This is a genomic window from Polyangium fumosum (assembly GCF_005144585.1).
Taxonomy (GTDB): Bacteria; Myxococcota_A; Polyangia; order Polyangiales; family Polyangiaceae; genus Polyangium; species Polyangium fumosum.
This window is the reverse complement of the sequence record NZ_SSMQ01000001.1, coordinates 330,600-351,086: the sequence shown is the minus strand read 5'-3', so window position 1 is coordinate 351,086 and position 20,487 is coordinate 330,600. Positions and strand designations below refer to the sequence as shown.

Below are 20,487 nucleotides of genomic sequence, written 5' to 3'. Positions count from 1 at the left end.
ACTTTCTTCTGCAACGTTCGGGGTGGGGCCATGGAACGACGTGATTTTTTGAAGGTCGGCGTGATCGGTGGGGCGGGGACCGCGGCGGCAGGCAGCGTGGGTTGCGTGGGCACGACGGGCGCGGCGGCGTCGCCGGTGACGCTGGTCAGCCCCGAGGAAATGGATCGGTTTCTCGCGCGCCTCGATAGGGGTCTCGATTCGCTGAAGACCGGCGACAGCCCCATCACGTCGCTCTTCCCGAAGCTCGATGCTACGGATTCGAAGGTTCAGAAGCAGGACCTGCTCGTCCGCAAGACGCTCCGCTCGCTCCTCCTCGTGGGCTCGTTCAACGATCTTCCCGAAGAGGGGCGCGCACATCCCGGCATGCAAGCGCGCATGTGGAATGGGATGGACGAGATGGACGAAGCGATGCTCGGCATGACGAGCGAGCTCGAAGCTTTGACGCCCACCGAACGCGCGGACATCGGCCTCCGGATGCGCAAGGATCCGGGGCTCGGGATGCGGATCGTCGAGGCGATCGACGAGGACGCGGCCAGGGCCGGGATCTCGATGGAGCGGCGGCTGCATTTGCGCTCGATCGCGGTCGAGGCGTGCGCCCGCATGAAACAATCGACGCCGCTGCTCATCGACGAATACGTGACGAAGGTGAACAAAGTGGCGGCTCGGCCGGTGACGGTCGCCGACTTCGAGCGCCGCCTCGTCGCGCAAATGGGCGAGGAGGCATTTTTCCAGCTCCGGGAGCGCACCGAGGCCCACGCGCGGCGCTGGAACGTGGCCAGCACGGGCGCGACCGCGAATGACGGCGCGCAGCAGGGCCCTCCCGCTGCGAACCCGCATGGCCGCAGCAACACGGTGCTCGCGGTGGGCGGCATTCTCCTCGGCGTCGGCGTGCTCGCCATGGTGATCGGCGGCATCTTCGCGTCCGGCGGCGGCGTCTTCGCGGTGACCATCGGCGCGATCCTCGGCATTGCAGGGCTCATCACGCTCATCGTCGGCGCGGTCCTCCGGGCGACCGAGGACTGATCTCGCCCCGCTACATGCTCCAGCGACCGACCGCCGAACCCCCGGAATCGGGCTCTCCGATTGCCATCACGGGAATGGGCGCCGTCTCGGCGCTCGGCGAAAGTACGTCCGCCTTGTGGTCCGCCATCGAGGAGGGCCGCGATGGGATTCGCCCGATCGAGCGATTCTCGACCGAAGGTTTTTCCGTGTCGCTCGGCGGGATGGTGCCCGGCGCAGGAACCGGGGATCGTTGCGTCGAATTCGCCACGGCCGCCGCGCGCGAAGCTCTCGCGCATGCAGCCTTGCAGATCGGGCCGGGCGGCGTCGCGGGGCGGCGTGTCGCCCTGATCCTCGGCACGAGCCTCGGCATGCACGTGGACGGCCTGCACCGCGTCGCAGCGGAGGTCGCGCGCGCCCTCGGCATCGAGGGCCCGACGCTCACCCTTTCGACGGCCTGCTCCTCCTCGACGAATGCCATCGGGCTCGGCCGGGATCTGCTCGAAGCGGGGCTCTGCGACATAGCCCTTGCCGGCGGCACGGACGAGCTCACGCCGGAGATTTTTGCCGGTTTTCACGCGCTCGGGCTGCTTTGTCTCTCGAAATGCGCGCCGTTCAGCGAGCCCGTGGGGACCACGCTTGGCGAGGGCGCGGGTTTTCTGGTGCTCGAACGCGGCGATACCGCCCGCGCCCGCGGCGCGCAGGTGCTCGCGACGGTGCTCGGGTATGGTCTTTCGGCCGACGCCTACCATCCGACCACGCCCGATCCCACGGGCGCCGGCGTCGCGCGGGCGCTGCGCGGCGCGCTGCTCGATGCGGGGATGGAGGCTGACAGGATCGATTACTTCAATGCGCATGGCACGGGCACGATGACCAACGACGCCGCCGAGTTCCGCGCGCTCGAACAGGTCTTCGGCGAGCGCGTGGCGCGTTTGCCCGTGAGCTCCACGAAGAGCTTTCTCGGTCACGCGCAGGGCGCCGCGGGCGTGCTCGAGCTCATCGCGACCCTCTGCGGCATGGAGCAGGGCAAGATTCCTCCCACCCTGCATTACGACAAAGCGCGGCCGCGCTCTCCGCCCGATCCGGTGGCCGGCGACCGGCCTCGCGTGGCCCGCGTCGAGCGCGCGCTTTGCAACAACTCGGCATTTGGAGGCGCGAATGCTGCCGTCATCGTGGGCAAAGCACCGCACGTTTCGGCCGGAAAAACCCCCGCCGAATGGCTGGTCCTCGGCGCCTCCGCCGTGGGGCCGCACGGGATGGATCTCGACGCGCTTGGGGAGGCGCTCGCCGCGAAGGTCCCGCTCCGCCGACGCGCGCCCGCCTTCCGCATCGAGAGCCTCATTCCCACGGCGGACGGGCGCGGGATGGATCCTGCGTCGCGGTATCTCTCGGCCGCCGCGGCGCTCGCCCTCGCCGACGCGGGGATCACGCTGCGCGGCGTAAAACGCGACCGGGCGGGGCTTTTCGTCGGCACGACACGCGCATCGACCGAAAGCGAGCGTGAATTCAGGGACAGCATTCGCGAGCGTGGCCTCGCGCGCCTCTCGGCCACGGCGTTCACGCGGATGGTCCTCAATGCGTCCGCGGGGACTTGCACGAAGCTCTGCGCGCTCAAGGGCCCGACCACGACGCTCACCACGGGCGACGGCAGCGGCCTCGTCGCGCTCATTTATGCGGCCTTGCACCTCTCGACGCGATCCGACGTCGACCTGATCCTCGCCGCCGGCGTCGACGAGCGCGTCTCCCTCGAATCCGAGGCGCACGAGGGAGAAGGGGCGGCGTGCCTCGTGCTCGGCAAGGGTCCGGCCCCGGACACATCCAAAGCCGTGCGTCTCTCGGGATTCGGCCTCGCCGGCCCGGGCGACGTGGAGGAGGCCACGCGCCTCGCAATTCGAATGGCCGGGCTCGACGCGAGCGACGTTGTCGTGGCGCCAAACGTCACGCCCGTCCTCGGCCCCGCGCCCGCAGCCGAGGCGATGTTCGCCTGCGCGTTCGCCGTCGCCTCGATTTTGCGAGGGACCTGGGAGCACGTGCTGGTCCCCGATGTGGGCGGCACCGCCGCGGCCGCCGTGGTCTTCAGCCGAAAAGGAGCCGCATGAACCCCGAGCTTGCCCGGTACATCCAGCGTCGCGAGCGTATCCTCGACAAGGTGCGCACGCTCCTCGTTGAGCGCCTGCACGTGAGCCGCGCGCCCGACGAGATCGACCCCGACGCGCCGCTCTTTGGCACGGGGCTCGGCCTGGATTCGGTGGACGCGGTCGAGCTCCTGGTCAGCATGGAATCCGAGCTCGGCGTGAGGCTGCCACACGAGGGTTTGTCACGACCGGCCATGCGCACCGTCAATACGCTGGTCGACCTGGCCCTCGCCCACGGGAGGACGGACGATGTCGATGGATGACGAGATCCGCGCCTTGCGCACGAGCGTGGCGCTCGCCAAAGGTGATCACATCACGTGCCTGCGCATCGAGGGCGAAGGCGCGTACGAAGCGCTCGACTACGTCGTCGCCTGTGATCTTTTCTTGCAGGATGGTCAGATGCGCCCGAGCCTCTTGCTCGACGAGGAGGCCCGACCGTTCGCGGACATTCACGTGGCCCGGGACGACGAATCGTTCTTTTTGCTTGCCGAGGGGCCGTCGCCCGAGGAGCTCGTCGCGTTCCTGGAGAAACGTTTTCCCGCGGGCGTCGTGGTGACGGTCGAGCGATGCAACGGGACGCTCCTCTCGCTCCACGGGCCTTATGCCTGGGAGCTCTGCACGACCGTGTTTGGGCCCGACGTCGGGAGCCTTCCGTATCTCGCGTTTTACCGCACCGACGACGCCGTGTTTTTTCGGTCGGGCAAGACCGGCGAGTTTGGGTATGATTTGCTGATTCCCACGGACGAGGTCGCGACCGTGCGCGAGGCGCTCCTCCGGGAGGGGGCGGCGTTCGACCTCGCCCTCGCGAGCCTGTCCGCGCTGGATCAATGCGCGCTCGAAAATGGCTTCTTCAACATTCGCCGCGAGGGACGCGCCGGCCTCTCGCCGCTGGAGCTCGGCCTGCAATGGCGCGTCTCGTACCGCAAGGACTACGTGGGATCTGCCGCGCTGCAGGCCCGGCGCGAGGCGAACGCGACGGCGCGGGTCGTATGGGCCGTCGCCGGCGCACCCGTGGCCGAGGGGGACGAGGTGTTTCTGGACGATCAACGGATCGGGCATGTCCTCGTGTCCGGCTTTTCCGTGATCCGCGGCGAATGGGTTGTGCTTTTGCTCCTCGATCGACCGTATGCGTACGCCGGCATCGATCGGTACGAGGCCCGTCACGCGGGCGAGCGCCGGCCGATTCGCACCCTCTCGGCGCCGCTCCTCAACAACCGCAGCCTGTACGTGAGCCCCCAGCGGCATAGCTACCGGACGCGAGACGAATCCAAGCTGCCGCCGTTCGTGTTGCCTTTATGAGTGCTCGATTCGACGACAGCACGGTGATCGTGACCGGCGCCTCACGCGGGCTCGGCCGGAGCATTGCAACGGCGTTCGGCGCCGAGGGGGCGTTTGTCTTCGTCGGATACCGGACGCGCGAGGACGAGGCGAAGGAGACGCTCCGAGCGTTGGAAGAGGCGGGCGGGCGCGGTGCATTGCTCGTGATGGACGTCGCGAGCGCGGCGTCCATGAACGCGGCCGTGGAACAGGTGCTCGTCGCGCGGGGCGCGATCGACGTGCTCGTGAACAATGCCGGCGTTGCGGCGGATGAGCTCTTCCCGCTCATGGCCGAGGAGAGCTGGGACGAGGTGATGCGCGTCAATGCGGGCGGCGCCTTTCACGGCTGCCGCGCGGTGGTGCGGCCGATGATGGCGAAGCGGCGGGGCGCCATCGTCAACGTCGCCTCGGTCGCGGGCCAGCACGCGAGCCCGGGGCAATCGAATTACGCCGCCTCGAAGGGCGCGATCCTCGCGTTCACGCGCACGCTCGCGGCCGAGCTCGCCCCGCGCGGGATCCGGGTCAACGCCGTGGTGCCGGGGCTGCTCGGCACGGGAATGGCGAAGCGCCTGGACAAACGGATCGCAGAGAAGGCGCGCGCGCAGATTCCGCTCGGGCGCTTCGGGACCGGCGACGAGGTCGCGCGGGCTGTCTTGTTTCTGGCCTCGGACGAGGCGTCGTACGTGATCGGGCAGGCGCTCGTGGTGGACGGGGGACTCACGTTGTGACCGTCGCGTTTCTGTTTCCCGGGCAGGGTGCGAAAGGGCTCGTCGCGGCCGTGCAATTCGCGGAGAGCGCGCCGCGGGGCAAGGAAATGCTCGAACGGGCGGCGGCGGCGGCCGACTTCGCGCCGAGCGAACTCCTGGTGAAGGGCGGGCGCGCGCTCGAACGTACGGAAATCCAGCAACCGGTGCTCACGGCGGTCGCGCTCTTCGTGCACGCGGAGCTTCTCGCCGCGGGAATCAAGCCCGACGTCGTGGCAGGTCATTCGCTCGGAGAGCTCCCGGCCTGGGCGGCGACGGGCGCCATCACGCCCGAGGATGCGATTGCGATCGCGGCGCTGCGTGGGCGGCTGATGGCGCGGGAAGCAGAGCGGCACCCGGGAGCCATGTTCGTGTTCTCCGAACCTTCGACAGAGCGTTCGGAGGTCTTCCTCAAGGGGACGCTCCAGCGCGCGGCCACGCGGCCCGGAATCCACGTGGCCGCATCGAATGCGCCCGGGGAAGTGGTGTTGAGCGGCGATGAGAACGCCATCCGCAGCATGATCCGTACCCTCGGTGATGCGCTCGGTATCGACCTCTGGCGCCACGCGCGACGGTTGCCTGTCTCCGGCGCCTGGCACAGCGAATCCATGAAAGATGCCGTCCCCGAGCTCGAAGCGGCGCTCAAGCTCGCGCGTCGGGGGACCATGCAAGTCCCCATGGTGCTCAATGCAACGGGAAAACGCGCCGAGGAGGAGGCGCTCGTCCCGCGCCTCCTCGCCGGCCAGCTCGTCCATACCGTTCGCTGGACCGACGTCATGGCCACGCTCAAGGACGAGGGCGTGACGGATTTCGTGACCATGGCCCCGGGCGCGGTGCTGCGATCGCTCGTCCGGACGAACCTCGGCACCGAAGCGCGGGTCCACGCGACCGAAAACGCGAATGACATGCAGCGCACCGTGGACGCGCTGCGGTGGAGCCTCTCATGAAAACGAGCTCCCGGTTGTCCCTCGGCGCGGACGTCATCAACCTCCTGATTCCGCATCGTCGCCCCTTCTCGATGGTCGACGTGATCGAATCGTACGAGCGCGGACCTCGGCCGACCCTGCGCGCCGCGCGCCACGTATCCGCGAACGAGCCCGTGTTCGAGGGCCATTTTCCGGGCCTGCACCTCTGGCCCGGCGTGTACACGATCGAGGGGCTCGGCCAGAGCTCGAACCTGCTCGGCATCGTCGCCGCCTACCAGGATGCCTGGGAGGCGAAGGGGCACGATCCGAACGAGGTGATCGAAGCCCTGCAAAACCTGGCGCTCGGATATCGCCTGCAACCGGGATACAAGCCCGAGGTCTCGGCGGCGCTCGTCGAATCGCTGAAGTCGCATTCCCATCTGCACGTCGGAATGAGCGCGTCGGTGGACGTGAAGCTGCTCCAGCCGGTCTTCGCCGGGCAGCGGATCGAGTACATCGTCGCGCAATCGCATCTCATGGAAAACCTCGCGCGGTACGAGGTCGAGGCCCGCGTGGAGGGGCGCACGGTGGCGAAGGGCGTGATGACCAGCACGCGCAGCATCCCGCCGCTGCCAGCGCCAATCTTCGGATGAAGGCGCGTTTCCTCGGGCTCGCCTTGCTCGTTTCGGCGGGCTGCGGGCCTTCCGTGGTTTGGCTGGGCCATAGCCCCGATCGAAGCCATCACATCGAGGTGCTGGAGAGCGCCGGCAAGCAGCGGGTGCGCGTCGACGGCGTGGACGGGGCCGCATATCTGGGCATCGGAATCGAATCCCTCGTCTGGAGCGCGGACGGCCGCCGCCTCGCCTACCCCGCGCGCCGCGAAAAAGGCTGGTCGCTCGTGGTGGACGGCCGCGCAGGCCCGACGTTCGACGGCGTGGGCGAGGTCGTCCTGAGCGCGGACGGCGCGCACGTGGCGTATGCCGCGCACCGAAGAGGCGTGTGGTTCGTGGTGCTGGATGAAACACCCGGGCCCGCCTTCGATGCCATTCTGGAGGGCACGATGCTCTTCGGGCAGGGTGGGCGTTTCGCTTATGTGGGGAAAACCGGAGGCTCCGTGCGCGCGGTCGTCGACGGCGTCCCCGGACCACGCTACGACGGCATCGGCGCCTTACGATTCAGCGAGGACGGGGCCGCTGTGGCGCACGTGGGGCGGCGCGGCGAGGAGGCGTTTTTCTGGATGAACGGGCGTGAATCGCCGCCTGCGGAGGCGATCGCGCACCATGCACTCGGGCCGCGCGGAGGGCGTCATGCCTACGTGGCGAAGCGCAATGGGCAATGGCGCGTGACGGTCGATGGAATCGAATCCGCGCCTTATGCTCGTATCTCGGAGGTGCTCTTCAGCAAAGGCGGCGCGCACGTGGCGTATGCGGGCCGTCGGGCGGACGGAGAGGTCCTCGTCCTCGATGCCGTGGAGGGCCCGCCGTACGAGGAAATCGCGCCCGGGAGCCTGGTCTTCGGCGCCGAGAGCGGGCCCGTGGCGTATGCGGCGCGGCGTGGGCGCGGCTGGCACATCGTCGTGAATGGGGAGGAGGGCTCGGCCTACGACGCAGTGGATCGGCCGGTGTTCGCGCGGCGCGGGACGAAATTCGGTTATGTGGCCGCGAGCCGCGGCGCGCGATTCGTGGTGATCGATGGGCGCGAGGAGAGGCCGTTTGCCTGGGCGGGAGATCTGACGTTCAGCGCTGATGGTCGATATCACGCCTATCTGGCGGATGACGGCGAGCGAATGCGAGTCGTGCACGATGGCGCGTCGACGTCGTTCGACAGCGTGATCGCCGGGACGCTCGTCCACGCGGAGGAAGGGCCAGGCTGGGCGTGCCTCGTCGTCGACAAGGCGGCGAGGAAGTTGTTCATCGTGATCGACGGCGCGAAAAAGAGGCCGCTCGACGCGGAGGAGCTGGCGGCGGCCATGACCCAGCCGAAGTTCGAGGCGCGGTTTGCGCGGGCAGAAGACGCGGAGCTTCTGCGGCGGTGGGTAGCGGCGGAGCTCGTGTTGTCGAGGCGGCCGCCGGCCCCCGCGCGTTGAGGCCGTCCGGCGTTTCCGTGCGTCCCCACCGCCACGCGAGCTTTCGCGCTGCTCTCGCGCGCCGCGTCTCCCCTCGCCCGCCCGCTGACACACGCGCCGTGTCGGTGCTAATCGTACGTTCGCCATGACGTCCCCCACCGCGAACACGCCCTCGCCGAGCACGCCTGCGGATGGCGCTGCGGCTGCGCAGGAGCCCGCTCGTTACGTTCACGCCGAGGCCGAGCCCCGCTGGCAGCGCTTCTGGGAGGAGACCGGCGTCTTCCGCGCCGTTCGCCACGAGGGTCGGCCGAAGCGTTACGTGCTCGACATGTTCCCGTATCCCTCGGGCGCGGGCCTCCACGTCGGGCACCCCGAGGGCTACACGGCCACCGACATCTTCTGCCGCTACAGCCGCATGAAGGGGTTCGACGTCCTGCATCCGATGGGCTGGGACGCCTTCGGTCTGCCCGCCGAGCAGTACGCGATCCAGACCGGCACCCACCCCGCCGAGACCACGCGCAAGAACATCGACACGTTCCGGCGCCAGCTCAAGATGCTCGGCTTCAGCTACGACTGGGAGCGCGAGTTCGGCACGATCGACGAGAACTACGTCCGCTGGACCCAGTGGATCTTCGTCAAGCTCTTCGAACGCGGCCTCGCCTACCAGGACAAGATCCTCGTCAACTGGTGCCCCGCCCTCGGCACCGTCCTCGCCAACGAGGAGGTCAAGGACGGCAAGAGCGAACGCGGCAATCACCCCGTGATCCGCACCCCGCTGCGCCAGTGGATGCTCCGCATCACCGCGTACGCCGATCGCCTCGCCGACGACCTCGCCCTCGTCGACTGGCCCGAAGGCACGCTCGTCGCGCAGCGCAACTGGATCGGGAGGTCCGAGGGCGCGACCATCTCGTTCGACGTCCAAGGATTCGAGGGCGCGAAGATCGACGTGTTCACCACGCGCCCCGACACGCTCCTCGGGTGTACCTACGTCGTGCTCGCGCCCGAGCACGCGCTCGTCGAGAAGATCACGTCGGCCGAAAAACTCGACGCGGTGCGCGCCTACGTGCAGGCCGCCGCGAGCAAGAGCGACCTCGACCGCACCTCGGAGAAGACGAAGACCGGCGTGCCCACCGGGGCGATGGCGATCCACCCGCTCACCGGAAAGGCCGTGCCGATCTGGGTCGGCGACTACGTCATCGGCGGCTACGGCACGGGCGCGGTCATGGCCGTCCCGGCCCACGACGAGCGCGACTTCGCGTTCGCCAAGGCGTTCGAGCTCCCGATCATCGAGGTCGTGAGCCCCGATGGAAAGCTCCACGATTCGCTCGACGCGGCCTACGTCGACGAGGGCGTCCTCGTGCGGAGCGGCAAGTTCGACGGGATCAAGTCGACCGAGGGCAAACGCGCCATCGTGGACGCGCTCGTCGCCTCGGGCAAAGGCGCGCCGAAGATCACGTACAAGCTGCGCGACTGGGTGTTTTCGCGGCAGCGGTACTGGGGCGAGCCGATCCCGGTCTACTTCCCTGTCGAGATGAAGAATCCGGCCGGCGACCCGCGCAAGGGCGACGAGCATGTGATCCGCTACGACAAACCCATCGCCGTCGCCGAGAGCGAGCTGCCCCTGCGCCTGCCGAACCTCGTCGATTTCCGCCCCGGTGACGACCCGCAGGGCCCGCTCGCCCGCGCCGTCGATTGGAGGTTCTTCCAGAAAGACGGGCAGTGGTACGCGCGCGAGACGAACACGATGCCGCAATGGGCGGGCTCGTGCTGGTACTACCTGCGCTTCATCGATCCGAAAAACGACGCCGAGCCGTGGAGCCAGAAGGCCTACGACGATTGGATGCCCGTCGACCTCTACATCGGCGGCAACGAGCACGCGGTGCTGCACCTGCTTTACGCGCGCTTCTGGCACAAGGTGCTGTTCGACATCGGCAAGGTGAAACACCCCGAGCCGTTCCTGAAGCTCGTCCACCAGGGCCTCATCCTGGGCGAGGACGGCGAGAAGATGTCGAAATCGGCCGGCAACGTGGTGAACCCCGACGACATCGTGAAAGGCTACGGCGCCGATTGCCTGCGCCTCTACGAGATGTTCATGGGCCCACTCGAAGCGGTCAAACCCTGGCAATCCGCGCAGATCCAGGGCGTCGTCCGCTTCCGCGACCGCGTCTTCTCGATCCTCACGGGCCGGCAGCTCGTCGACGGCATCGACGACGCCACGAAGCGCCTCGTCCACAAGACCATCAAGAAGGTCACGGAGGACATCGAGACGCTCTCGTTCAACACGGCGATCTCGGCGATGATGGTCCTCCTGAACCACCTCGGCTCCCTGAAGGATCTGCCGCGGGAGGCTGCACGGGGTCTTTTGATCTGCGTCTCGCCGTTCGCGCCGCACGTGGCCGAGGAGGTTTGGCGCATGTGGGGCAACGAGCGTTCGATCGCGCTCGAAGCCTGGCCGACCTTCGATCCGACGCTCTGCGTCGACGACGTGATCGAGATGGCCGTGCAAGTGAACGGCAAGGTCCGCGGCCGCGTGACGCTGCCCATCAAGGCCAGCGAAGACGAGGCCCGTAACGCCGCGCTCACAGCCGAGGGTGTCTCGGCGTTCACGGCCGGCAAGACCTTGAAGAAGTTTATCTACGTACCCGGCAAGATCGTGAATCTCGTCGTCGCCTGAGCGTCACATCCCCACAGATGAAAACTGCACCCTTCCTTCGCCTCGTCCCCGCTGTCGCTTTCCTGCTCGCGCCGCTCGCCGCCGGCTGCTCGAGCGACCCCGTGTTCGTCCGCGGCTCGGAGGTCGAGGGGCTCGACGACCCGCCGATGAGCACCGGCATCGACAAACGCGACATGGAGCAGCTCCTCCACGAGAACATGAAGCACCTCGTGGCCTCGCCCCTCGCCAAGGCCTGGGCCGACGCGGGCGACAAGCCGACGCTCGCGATCTTCCCGATGCTCAACGAGACGAGCCAGCACATCGACAGCCAGCTCCAGGCGGTGCTCTCCGACGCCGAGACGTTCATGGTGAACTCGCAGCTCGTGACGGTCGTGAGCCGCGAGCGGCAGAACCAGATGATCGCCGAGGTCGAGCGGCAGAACGGCGGCCAGTTCGATCCGAACCACGCGGCCCAGTACGGCCGTCAGCTCGGCGCGAAGTACTACATGACCGGCAAGGTCTACACCTCGGACGAGCGCACGGCCGGCGGGCGGCGCGTGCAATACTTCATGTTCATGCAGGTCATCGAGACCGAGACGAGCGCGGTGCGCTGGCAAAACAAGGCGGCCTTCACGAAGGCCCTGCTGAACCAGGATTGACGTGCGCCCGCTCCTTGGCCTCCGGCGCGCGGCCTGTGTGATCACGTTCGCGCTTGGCGCGCTCGCGAACGCGGGCTGCGCCGGGCACGAGGTGCGCGTGCGCGACTCGCTCGCCGCGCTCGATCGCGGCTCGATGGATCAAGCCGTCGTCGCGCTCGATCGAGAGCTCGGCGTGAAGTCGCCGGGCGAGCTCCCGCCCGTCACGCGTGACGAGGCCCTGCTCCTGCTCGACCGCGGCAGCATCCACCTCGCGATGGGCCAGTACGAGCGCGCCTCGCGCGACTTCGGCGCCGCGGATCAGGCCATCGAGGTGCTCGACCTCTCGACGAGCAAAGCGGCGGACCTCGGCCGCTACGTGTTCTCGGACGACGCGGGGCCGTACAAGGCGCCTGCGTACGAAAAGCTCCTGCTGAACACGCTCAACATGCTGAGTTACCTCGCGCGACACGACCTCAACGGGGCGCGCGTGGAGGCGCGGCGGCTCGTCGTGATGCAGAAGTACATCGAGAGCCAAGGCGACGAGGGCGCGCTGCTCGGGCTCGGGAGTTACCTCGCGGGGTTCACGTTCGAGAAGTCGAAGCAACGCGACGAGGCGCTCCTGCACTACGACGAGGCGCTCGACTACGCGCGGTACAAGTCGCTGCGGGATCCGCTCCGCGCGCTGACGCGCGGGGAGAAGACGACACACGAGGCCGTCGACGCGCTCGTGGAGGGCGCCGAGCCGCTCCCGCCCGTGGAGGAGACGGGCGAGGCGGAGCTCTTGGTCGTCGTGGGCTTCGGGCGGGTGCCGCAGAAGACGCCGGTGCGGATCCCGATCGGGATGGCGATGCAGATCGTGGGGAACGAGCTGTCGCCGATGGAGCGCAGGGAGGTCGATTCGCTCGTGCTCCAGGGCGCGGTCGCGTGGATCAACTACCCCACGCTGGGCCAGGGCCGCGGGGGGTACGAGGTGCCTAAGGCGTCGATCGGCGAGGAGATCTTGCCGCTGGAGCAGGCGCTCGACGTGGAAGGCGAGGTGCGGTCGGCCTGGCACAAGCGCGAGGGGACGCTGGTGCTCGCGGCGATCACGCGTCTGCTCGCGCGCACGGCGGCGAGCGTGGCCGTGGCGGGCGCGACGGCGGCGGGGATCAACGCAGCACAGGACGATCGGCAGCGCCGTGATGGAAGCGCGGAGGCCGTGGGCATGCTGCTCGGCTTCGCCACGAGCCTGACGATGTCGGCGCTCGACACGCCCGACACGCGCTCATGGTCGACCCTGCCGGCGCGAATCGCGATCGCACGGACGCGTGTCCCCGCGGGGAAACATGCGATCACGCTCGAAGTGCGCGGGCAACGGAGAACGTTTGACGTCAAAGTAGACGCGGGCGGCTGGGCGCTCGTGCCGTTCTTCGTGCTGCGCTGAGCCGCGGACTACTCGAAGCGACGCCCGCTCGCGCAGCCGATGTTGACCGTCAGCTCGAAGGCGCCCTCGGACCAGTACTTCGTGATCGCGTCGCTCACGTAGCGGAAGCCGGCCTCGACGGCGCCCGGGTCGGCTTCGAGCAGCGCGCGCATGTCGGGGAAGACGATCATCTGCGCGATCGGATCTTCCAGAAACTCCTTGCCGCTGTTGAATGCGACGCCGATGAGCTGCACGTCGACGTCGACCTCGCCGAGCCCGACCTTCTCGAGCTCCTCCGAGAGCGATTCGATCGTCGGGCGGCTCGCCGCCGCGACCTCCACGGCCTTGCCGAAATCCGCGAGGTCCTGCCGCAACGCGTACTCGCGCAGCATGTCGTAGATCTCGGGGAACGAGCCGCGCACGGGCAGCGCGACGAGGCCCTGCCCGCCGAGGACGAGGATACGTCGGAGCTCCGCGAGCAGCGCATACCGCGCCTGCGCGCTCACGACCGGATGCACGAGCAGGCCGTGCGTGAAGCTCGCATCAGGCAGCGGCAAGGGCATGCCCGTCGCGAGTTCGAGGCTCACGTGCACGCCCGAAAGCTCCGACGCCTTCGCGCGCGCGAGCGTGAGCGCCTGGGGCGAAGGATCGACGCCGACGATATTCGCGCCCGGCAGCTTGTCAGCGAGCATGGGCTCGACGTACCCCGTGCGGCAGCCGATGTCGGCCACGGCCGCCGAGGAGTACGGGATGACCATCTCCACCGCGGACGTGCCGAAATACGTGAGATATCGCGGGATGATCGACGTATCGAAGACCGCGACCTCCGCCCCCGTGAGCGGGGTCCCGAGGCTCACGAAGCTCTCCCGTTCCCGCCGTTTCCTTCGTCCTCGCCAACAGCTTCGAGCATCTCGAGCGCCTCTTCGGCGAGCTCGCCGATCGTGACCTCGGTCGTCGCGTCCGAGCCGTCCTCTTCGAGCTCGACCGTGCGCGTGTCGTCGACGAGCGGCTCGATGAGCCGGGCCGACGCCGGGTCGCCGATCTGCACGAGCGCCTCGATCGCAGCCGCGACCGCGTCGGCGTCGCCGTGCTTCAAGAACTGCCCGATCACCTTGGGGACGCCGGGCTCGGGGACCTCCGCGAGGATGTACGGGAGCTCGGGCAGCGCGGGCGAGCCGACGGGCAAACGCCTGAGCGCACGCTCGACGCCCAGCGCGACCTCCTTGAACCGCTCGAAGCTGAGCTCCTCGAGCTGCTCGCCCGCGGCGCGGCGCGCCTCCGGATGTTCGGACGAGAGGACGTCGATCATCGCGTCGACGACCCGCGGCCCCTGGAGCTCGCCGAGCAGCGCTGCGATCCGCACGAGCCGCAACGCGGACTCGTCCTCGTCGCTCTCCTTGAGGGCGGTCGTGATCGCGTCGGTGAGCACATCGAGGAGCACGCCTTCGGTTTTGTCGGCGAGCTCGTCATGCACGCGGCGAACGGTGCGTTCGGCGTCGAAGAGCGCGTTCAGAGACTTTTCGATCGAGGAGCGGTCTTGCACGAAGACAGGAGCTATCAACAGCCTCGTGCCGACGCAAGCCGCGGCGCCCACGGACGCGCTGCAGGGACCCCCTGAACGTTCGTAGGGCCCCGTCCCCGACGGTGGCGCGGGTCCCCGGCTCGAACGGCGCTTCGGCCTGGGCTATACCGAAGGGCGATGCAGCCGCTCGTCCGGGCCGCCGCTTTTGCCGCCCTGTTCGCGGCCCTCGGCGCGCTCGGGAAAACCCCCCGGGCGAAGGCGCCCGAGCCCGCGAAAGCGCCCTCCACGGTCGCCCCGGGCGTGGCCGCGTCCTGTGGTCCGCGCACGTTGCCCGAGGGCGACGTGTGCATCCCCCTGCCCCCGCCGGGTCGGGCGCCGCAGCCGGACGGCCGCGAAGAGTTCCCCGAGGACATCCCGACCGCGGCGGAGCGGAGCCCGCTCGTCCCGCGCCGGCCGGAGCGCCCCGTCGCGGTCGCGGCCTACCGCTTCCCGCTCACGGCCGAGGCAGCACCGTCGGTGCTCGCGGGGCTCGATCGGCCCTTCGACCTCTCGCTCGAAGCGGGAGAGGTTTCGCCTGGGCCCGGCGCCGTGCTGCTCGACGCGTCGAGCGGGGATGCGGTCGTGTCGCTGTCCCTCGAAGGACAGGAGGGGCCGGCGGAGGTCGCGTTTGTCGGGGACATGCTCGGCGAGACGGTCGTCACGGCGCACCTCGTGCGCGACGGGGGCCGGCTGCGGCAGGTCTTGCTCGTGCACGGAAACCTCGATCGGCCGAGTGAACGTGCGGTCGTCGGCGCGCCGCTCGAAGCGGGCGACGAGATCGGCTTCGTCGGCGACAGCGCCTTCCGCGGCCGCCCCGGCCTCTACCTCGAAGCGCGCCAGCTCCGCGAAGGCACGAGCCTCGGCGGCCTCGACGCCGCGCGGCTCCGGCACGACATCGTCAGCGTCCCGATCGACGTGCGCAACGTCGTCCCGCTACGTTGACCTGCGGGGGTGGGGGCAGAGGAAGGACGGCAACGCCGTCCGACCGGAGCCCCCCACCTCAAGGCGCCAGCTTGTAGCCGTGCCCGTACACCGTCAGGATGTGCTGCGGTTTGTCCGGGGACTTCTCGACCTTCTTGCGCAGCTTGACGATGAAGTTGTCGACGGTGCGGTTCGTGGGAGACCCCTCGACGCCCCAGACCTTCTGCAGGATCTCCTCGCGCGAGACGGGCTGGCCTACGCGCTCGTAGAGCAGGCGCAGGAGCTCGACCTCGTAGAACGAGAGCGGGCTCGACTTCGAGCCGCGCGCGACCGTGTGGGTCGTCATGTTGATCTTGGCCTGCCCGATCGTGAAGACCTCAGGCGTCGGATCGCCGGGCCCGCGCGTGGTGCGCCGGAAGATGGCGCGCATGCGAGCGATGAGCTCGCCCACGCTGAAGGGCTTCGTGACGTAGTCGTCGGCGCCCGCGTCGAGGCCGCGGATCTTGTCGAGCTCCTGGCCACGCGCCGTCAGGATGATGATCGGGATGAACGCATCCCAGCGACGCAGCTCCTCGCAGACCTTGAACCCGTTCGTGTCGGGGAGCATCAGGTCGAGCAGGATCGCCTGCGGCTTCTCCTGCCGCGCGAGCTGCACGCCGGCGTTGCCCGTGCCCGCCGAGACGACGGAAAAACCCTCGAACTCGAGCGCGTCGGTCAGGCCGAGGACGATGTGCGGCTCGTCCTCGATGATCAGGATCTTCTTTTTCGACGTCACCTCGGGGCGCCGTCTTACCACAAAACGCGACGAGGCCCGATGTCGGGCCTCGTCACGTTTCTATCTCAGGAGGTCAGCTACGGTCGAGTTCAGCCGCCGGTGTCACCCGAGCAGGTGATGAACAGCGTCGAACCCGGCTGCGCCTCGCCCGCGCCGACGAAGCGGATGATGCGCTGCTCGTTCGCCGGGCAGTCCTTGACGATCTCGACGTTGCCCGTCGGCGGCGTGGTCGTGCCGTCGACGTAGCACCAGCCGTTGACCGGCTGGCCGTTGAGCTGCGGCTCCGCGCTCGAGTCGTCCTGGCAGGCCGTACGCTCCGCGTCCTTCGACTGCGTGATCTCGCAGAAGCAGTCCCAGCCAGCCTTCGCCGCCGCCGGATCTTCCTTCGCGAGCTGGACCGCCTTCGCCTTCGGACCCTCGGCCGGGATCTCGGCGCGGGCCTTGGCCGGGTCGCAGACGCAGCCGGCGCCCTGCGTGTTGCGCGCCTCGAGGATGAGGCACGGGATGTTGCCCGAGCCGTCGGGCGTGAGCGTGCGGGGCAGGCACTGGCCCTTGAGCGCGCTCTTCAGGCGGTCGATGATCGAGCCGATGGCCGGGCGATACCCGAAGTCCGGCTTGTCGAGGTCGGCGGCCTCGATCTTCGACGGGCACACGGAGGCGACGATGCCCTGATCGCCGAGGTCACGCATGACCTCGAGCGGGCGGACGCCGGGGTACGCCTTCGCGCGGACCTGGAGCGTCGGCTGGTTGCCGTTGTTCGGGTCCTGCTGGCAGAGCGGGTTGTCGTTGCCCACCTCGAAGCAGTCGCAGGCCGTGAGGTTCGTGTTCGTGCAGTCGCGCTGATCCGCGACGGGCAGCGGGAAGACGCACGCGTACTGGAGGTCGTCGTTCGCGATCGTCCACTCGTGGCCGTTCAGCGGGTTCGCGTTCGGCGTCGAGGAGTCGACGAGCACGTCGCCCGTGATCGGGTTCGTACCCGTGCGCTTCTGGACCGACTCGATCATGAGCGGATCGAGGGGCTTGCCGTCCTGCGTCTTCGAGCTGCCGAGGATGACGTCCCAGGTCGAGAAGCCGCTCGCGTCGATCGGCGCGTTCATCTCGTTCGCGTTCTTGAAGCCCTTCGACAGGTCGGTCTTGTCGCGGGCGATGTCCTGCCAGGGCACGCCGACGATGCCGGCGAAGAACACGAGGCCGGCGTCGCGGATGTTCGTGATGTTGTCCTGGGGGTTCAGGTCCGAGAAGATCGGGTTCGGGACGAGCTCACCCGCGCGGTTCTGGATCTCCGCGGCCGAGAACGCTTGGACGTAACGGTCCGTCGGGTAGAGGAAGTCGATGCCGAAGCGGCGCTTCTGATCCCAGCAGCGCAGGTTGATGTCGTCCTCTTCGACGTTGAGCAGCGCCGGGCCGCCCTGCGGGTTCGTGCAGCTCGCGTCGGCGGGGCAACTCCCCGGATCCTGGCCGCACGACTTGCAGCACGGGTCGTCCGGATTGGTGGCGCACTCCTGACGCGCGCGCGGCATGCGGACGTTCGTCGCGCCGATGCGGAGCTGGCCGACGTAGTAGAACTGGCCGTACTCCTTGATGGAGCAGTCGTTCTCGTCGGTGAGCATGACGATCGCGAGCAGCGAGTCGGGCCGCATGAACTCGGCGCGCTGCTGCAGGAGGATCGTGTCCGTGCCGTCGGGCGTCGCGCGGTTGTTGACGACGGAGATCGTGTCGTAGGGCTCGGGGTCCGCGAGGAAGCGGTAGATGCTCTCGAGCTGGGACTCGTACCCGCAGCCGATCTGGCCCGTGCCGATGACCATGTCGCGCAGGTTCGCCTGCAGGTTCGGGATGTCCTTCTCACCGAGCGGCGAGAGCTTCTGCTCCGGATCCCACGCGAGGAAGCCCTTGTCCGTGCTGCCCGTGCCGTACGGATAGGTGTCGACCGAGGCGCCGCCGCACTGGTCGAGGCGCGAGAGCAGGTGACCCTTGTCGTTGTTCGTCGTGTTCGGCTGCGGCGAGCACTCCTTGCTGTTCGCGTCGGAGTTCGGGCACGAGTCCGCGCCGTGGCCGCCGATGCTGGAGCTGGTGACGCCGATGTGAATGTCGTACACCGGCTGGAACTCGCGCTTCGTGCCGGCCGGGCAGTCATCGGTCGGGTAGCTCGGCTGCGTCATCGCAGGAGCGCCGTTGTCGTCGATGCAGCGCGGGTTCACGAGGCCCGCGACGAGGTCGGGGACCGCGAGCGCGAGGATGTTCTGCTTGTCGGCCATCGACCGCGAGTTGTCGATGGCGAGCAGGATGTCGATCTTGTCGACCGAGCTCTGGGTGAGCCGCTCGACGATCGTCGCCGTGATACGGGGCTCGACGGTCTCGACGGGCCGGTCGAGGCAGCCTGCGGCGCCAGCCGCCGTGGTGGCTACGACCATCGAGAGGGCCGCTTTGGCCGCGCGCTTCCCCAGGAAGCTTTTCTGACGCTGTAAGCCTTTCATGCTGAGCTCCTTAGCCGACCTTACGCTGGGCTCGTCCCAGAAACGGAGTTGCCGCGACGAACGGGACCCATGCTGCCGGGACCGTCCGTGATCGATGGCCTCGATGCTAGGGACCTCCCGGGAAGGCTGTCAATTCGAGATCCGGCCTGGGAACGGCCCATTTGCAGAAAAGTCCGCGATCAAGGCATGTGCCACGCAACAGGCGTGCCGACCCGAGCCCTCGTCCTCCGTGGAGATCCTGCTCTCCCATTTGCCAACTTAGTTGGCGTCATGGACAACGGGCGAGCCGGTCCAGGGCCGGGGACGGGAGGCCCAGAGAGGGCCCGGACCGGGCACCCCCGCGCATCGCCGTGCCCCCCGCGATCCCGCTTGCGGGCGCGCGGCTCCTCTGGCTGATTGGCGCCCGATGATGCGAGTCGCCGTCGCGATGCTGCCCGAGGTGCGAGAGCTCCTCGCCGAGGATCCCGCGCAGATCGGCGCCTTGCTCGAGGAGATCCACGACGAGGACCTCGCCGACCTGCTCGGCATGCTCGAAGAGCACGAGGCGGCCCTCATCCTCAAGACGCTGAAGCCCGAGGAGGCCGCGCCGATCTTCGAGCGCCTCGACGAGGATCAGCAGGAGGCGCTCGTCGAGGAGCTCGGCGTCGAGAACGCCGCGCCGATCGTCTCGGAGATGGCCGCCGACGAGCGGACCGACCTCATCGAAGCCCTGCCCGAGGAGGTCGGCGACAACCTGCTCGAGACGCTGGAGAAGGTCGATCCCGAGGCCGCCGCCGAGGTCGAAGAGCTCGCGAAGTGGCCCGAGGACAGCGCCGGCGGCCTGATGACCACCGACTACGTCTCGGTGCCGCCCACGATCACGGTCGCCGAGGCGATCGAGCGCATCCGCCAATCCTCCCAGGATGCCGAGACGATTTATTACGTCTACGTACTTTCCGACGACGACCGCCTGCTCGGCATCGTGTCCTTGCGTGACCTTTTGCTCGCCGCGCCCACGGACCGGATCACGGACGTGATGACGGAGAACATCTTCGCGCTCAGCCCCGAGACCGATCAGGAAGAGGTCGCGCGGAAGATGGCGAAGTACGACTTCGCGGCGATGCCCGTGGTCGGCCCGGATCGAAAGCTGCTCGGCGTGATCACGGTCGACGACGTGATGGACGTGCTCACGCAGGAGCAGAACGAAGACTTGCAGCGCCTCGCCGCCGTCGAGCCGATGGCGGAGGGCTACTTCCAGACGGGGTTCTGGACGTTCATCCAGAAGCGCGCGCCGTGGCTCGCGGCGCTGCTCGTGAGCGAATTCATCACGGGCACGGTGCTGCGGCACTACGACGAGATCATCGAGGCCGTCTCGAAGCTCGCCTACTACGTGCCGATGCTCATCTCGACGGGCGGCAACACCGGCTCGCAGTCGTCGTCGCTCATCATCCGCGGCCTCGCCGTGGGCGACGTGAAGCCGATCGACTGGAAGCGCGTCATGGTGCGCGAGGTCGGCCAGGGCGTGGTGCTCGGCCTGATGCTCGCGACCATCGGCATGACGCGCATCTACCTCTGGGGCGACGGCTTTCCGTTGATGTTCACCGTCGGCTTCACGTTGTTCTTCATCGTGATCATGGGCTGCACCGTGGGCTCGATGCTGCCGCTGCTCCTGCGCAAGCTCGGCCTCGATCCGGCGACGAGCTCGACGCCGTTCATCGCCACGCTGATCGACGTGCTCGGGATCCTGATCTATCTGAACGTGGCGAAGCTCCTGCTCGCCGAGGTGATCGCGCAAGCCGCGAAGACCGTGCACTGACGAACGCCGCACGGACGAACGAGCCGAACGGGAGCCGAGAAACGAACAATCTGAAGAGGGACGCCTCTCCCTTGACGCTCGACGCGGAACAAGGGAGACCGGAG

The 20,487-nt window shown here is 68.3% G+C and carries 17 protein-coding genes; 13 read left to right on the top strand and 4 right to left on the bottom strand.

Annotated elements, in window-relative coordinates:
- The first annotated feature begins 30 nt into the window (after positions 1–30).
- The 11 genes from E8A74_RS01420 to E8A74_RS01370 all read left to right on the top strand — a co-directional run bounded on the left by E8A74_RS01420 (position 31) and on the right by E8A74_RS01370 (position 12,878).
- Positions 31–1,023 (top strand): hypothetical protein, encoded by a 993-nt coding sequence (locus E8A74_RS01420; RefSeq protein WP_136927055.1) that lies wholly within the window; start codon positions 31–33, stop codon positions 1,021–1,023.
- A 14-nt stretch (positions 1,024–1,037) separates the two neighbouring features.
- The gene (locus E8A74_RS01415) at positions 1,038–3,098 is read left to right on the top strand and encodes a beta-ketoacyl-[acyl-carrier-protein] synthase family protein (protein ID WP_136927054.1); all 2,061 of its coding nucleotides are present in this window, start codon (positions 1,038–1,040) and stop codon (positions 3,096–3,098) included.
- The gene (locus tag E8A74_RS01410) at positions 3,095–3,397 is read left to right on the top strand and encodes an acyl carrier protein (RefSeq protein ID WP_136927053.1); all 303 of its coding nucleotides are present in this window, start codon (positions 3,095–3,097) and stop codon (positions 3,395–3,397) included. Before E8A74_RS01415 ends, E8A74_RS01410 begins: the two co-directional genes overlap by 4 nt.
- Positions 3,384–4,433: an aminomethyltransferase family protein gene (locus E8A74_RS01405; RefSeq protein ID WP_136927052.1), complete on the top strand. Its 1,050-nt coding sequence runs from the start codon at positions 3,384–3,386 to the stop codon at positions 4,431–4,433. The genes E8A74_RS01410 and E8A74_RS01405 overlap by 14 nt, the downstream gene beginning before the upstream one ends.
- Positions 4,430–5,179 carry a 3-oxoacyl-ACP reductase FabG gene (gene fabG / locus E8A74_RS01400; RefSeq protein WP_136927051.1) on the top strand — a complete coding sequence of 250 codons (750 nt, stop codon included), beginning with the start codon at positions 4,430–4,432 and terminating at the stop codon, positions 5,177–5,179. The genes E8A74_RS01405 and fabG overlap by 4 nt, the downstream gene beginning before the upstream one ends.
- Positions 5,176–6,141: an ACP S-malonyltransferase gene (locus tag E8A74_RS01395; RefSeq protein WP_136927050.1), complete on the top strand. Its 966-nt coding sequence runs from the start codon at positions 5,176–5,178 to the stop codon at positions 6,139–6,141. The genes fabG and E8A74_RS01395 overlap by 4 nt, the downstream gene beginning before the upstream one ends.
- Positions 6,138–6,752, top strand: coding sequence for a 3-hydroxyacyl-ACP dehydratase FabZ family protein (locus tag E8A74_RS01390; protein ID WP_136927049.1), 615 nt, complete (start codon positions 6,138–6,140; stop codon positions 6,750–6,752). The genes E8A74_RS01395 and E8A74_RS01390 overlap by 4 nt, the downstream gene beginning before the upstream one ends.
- Positions 6,749–8,185 carry a TolB-like translocation protein gene (locus tag E8A74_RS01385; protein ID WP_136927048.1) on the top strand — a complete coding sequence of 479 codons (1,437 nt, stop codon included), beginning with the start codon at positions 6,749–6,751 and terminating at the stop codon, positions 8,183–8,185. Before E8A74_RS01390 ends, E8A74_RS01385 begins: the two co-directional genes overlap by 4 nt.
- A 124-nt stretch (positions 8,186–8,309) precedes the next feature.
- Positions 8,310–10,838: a leucine--tRNA ligase gene (gene leuS, locus E8A74_RS01380; protein WP_136927047.1), complete on the top strand. Its 2,529-nt coding sequence runs from the start codon at positions 8,310–8,312 to the stop codon at positions 10,836–10,838.
- 17 nt (positions 10,839–10,855) lie between these two features.
- Positions 10,856–11,476 (top strand): penicillin-binding protein activator LpoB, encoded by a 621-nt coding sequence (locus E8A74_RS01375; RefSeq protein WP_136927046.1) that lies wholly within the window; start codon positions 10,856–10,858, stop codon positions 11,474–11,476.
- Between the two features lies 1 nt (position 11,477).
- A complete protein-coding gene (locus E8A74_RS01370; protein WP_136927045.1) occupies positions 11,478–12,878 on the top strand; it encodes a COG3014 family protein in 1,401 nt (466 codons plus the stop codon).
- 8 nt (positions 12,879–12,886) lie between these two features.
- On the opposite strand, the gene E8A74_RS01365 is transcribed toward E8A74_RS01370, so the two are convergent.
- Complete coding sequence (locus E8A74_RS01365) at positions 12,887–13,714, bottom strand: class I SAM-dependent methyltransferase (protein ID WP_136927044.1); 828 nt, start codon at positions 13,712–13,714, stop codon at positions 12,887–12,889.
- Complete coding sequence (locus tag E8A74_RS01360) at positions 13,711–14,400, bottom strand: hypothetical protein (RefSeq protein ID WP_136927043.1); 690 nt, start codon at positions 14,398–14,400, stop codon at positions 13,711–13,713. Before E8A74_RS01360 ends, E8A74_RS01365 begins: the two co-directional genes overlap by 4 nt.
- 156 nt (positions 14,401–14,556) lie before the next feature.
- On the opposite strand from E8A74_RS01360, the gene E8A74_RS01355 reads away from it, so the two are divergent.
- A complete protein-coding gene (locus E8A74_RS01355; protein WP_136927042.1) occupies positions 14,557–15,360 on the top strand; it encodes a hypothetical protein in 804 nt (267 codons plus the stop codon).
- A 58-nt stretch (positions 15,361–15,418) separates the two neighbouring features.
- On the opposite strand, the gene E8A74_RS01350 is transcribed toward E8A74_RS01355, so the two are convergent.
- Together E8A74_RS01350 and E8A74_RS01345 are read right to left on the bottom strand one after the other, a co-directional pair.
- A complete protein-coding gene (locus E8A74_RS01350; protein WP_136927041.1) occupies positions 15,419–16,114 on the bottom strand; it encodes a response regulator transcription factor in 696 nt (231 codons plus the stop codon).
- 89 nt (positions 16,115–16,203) lie between these two features.
- A complete protein-coding gene (locus E8A74_RS01345; RefSeq protein WP_232379317.1) occupies positions 16,204–18,588 on the bottom strand; it encodes a hypothetical protein in 2,385 nt (794 codons plus the stop codon).
- Positions 18,589–18,994: 406 nt separating this feature from the next.
- Here E8A74_RS01345 and mgtE point away from each other — a divergent pair, with 406 nt between their 5' ends.
- Positions 18,995–20,383 (top strand): magnesium transporter, encoded by a 1,389-nt coding sequence (gene mgtE / locus E8A74_RS01340; RefSeq protein WP_136927040.1) that lies wholly within the window; start codon positions 18,995–18,997, stop codon positions 20,381–20,383.
- Positions 20,384–20,487 lie beyond the last annotated feature (104 nt).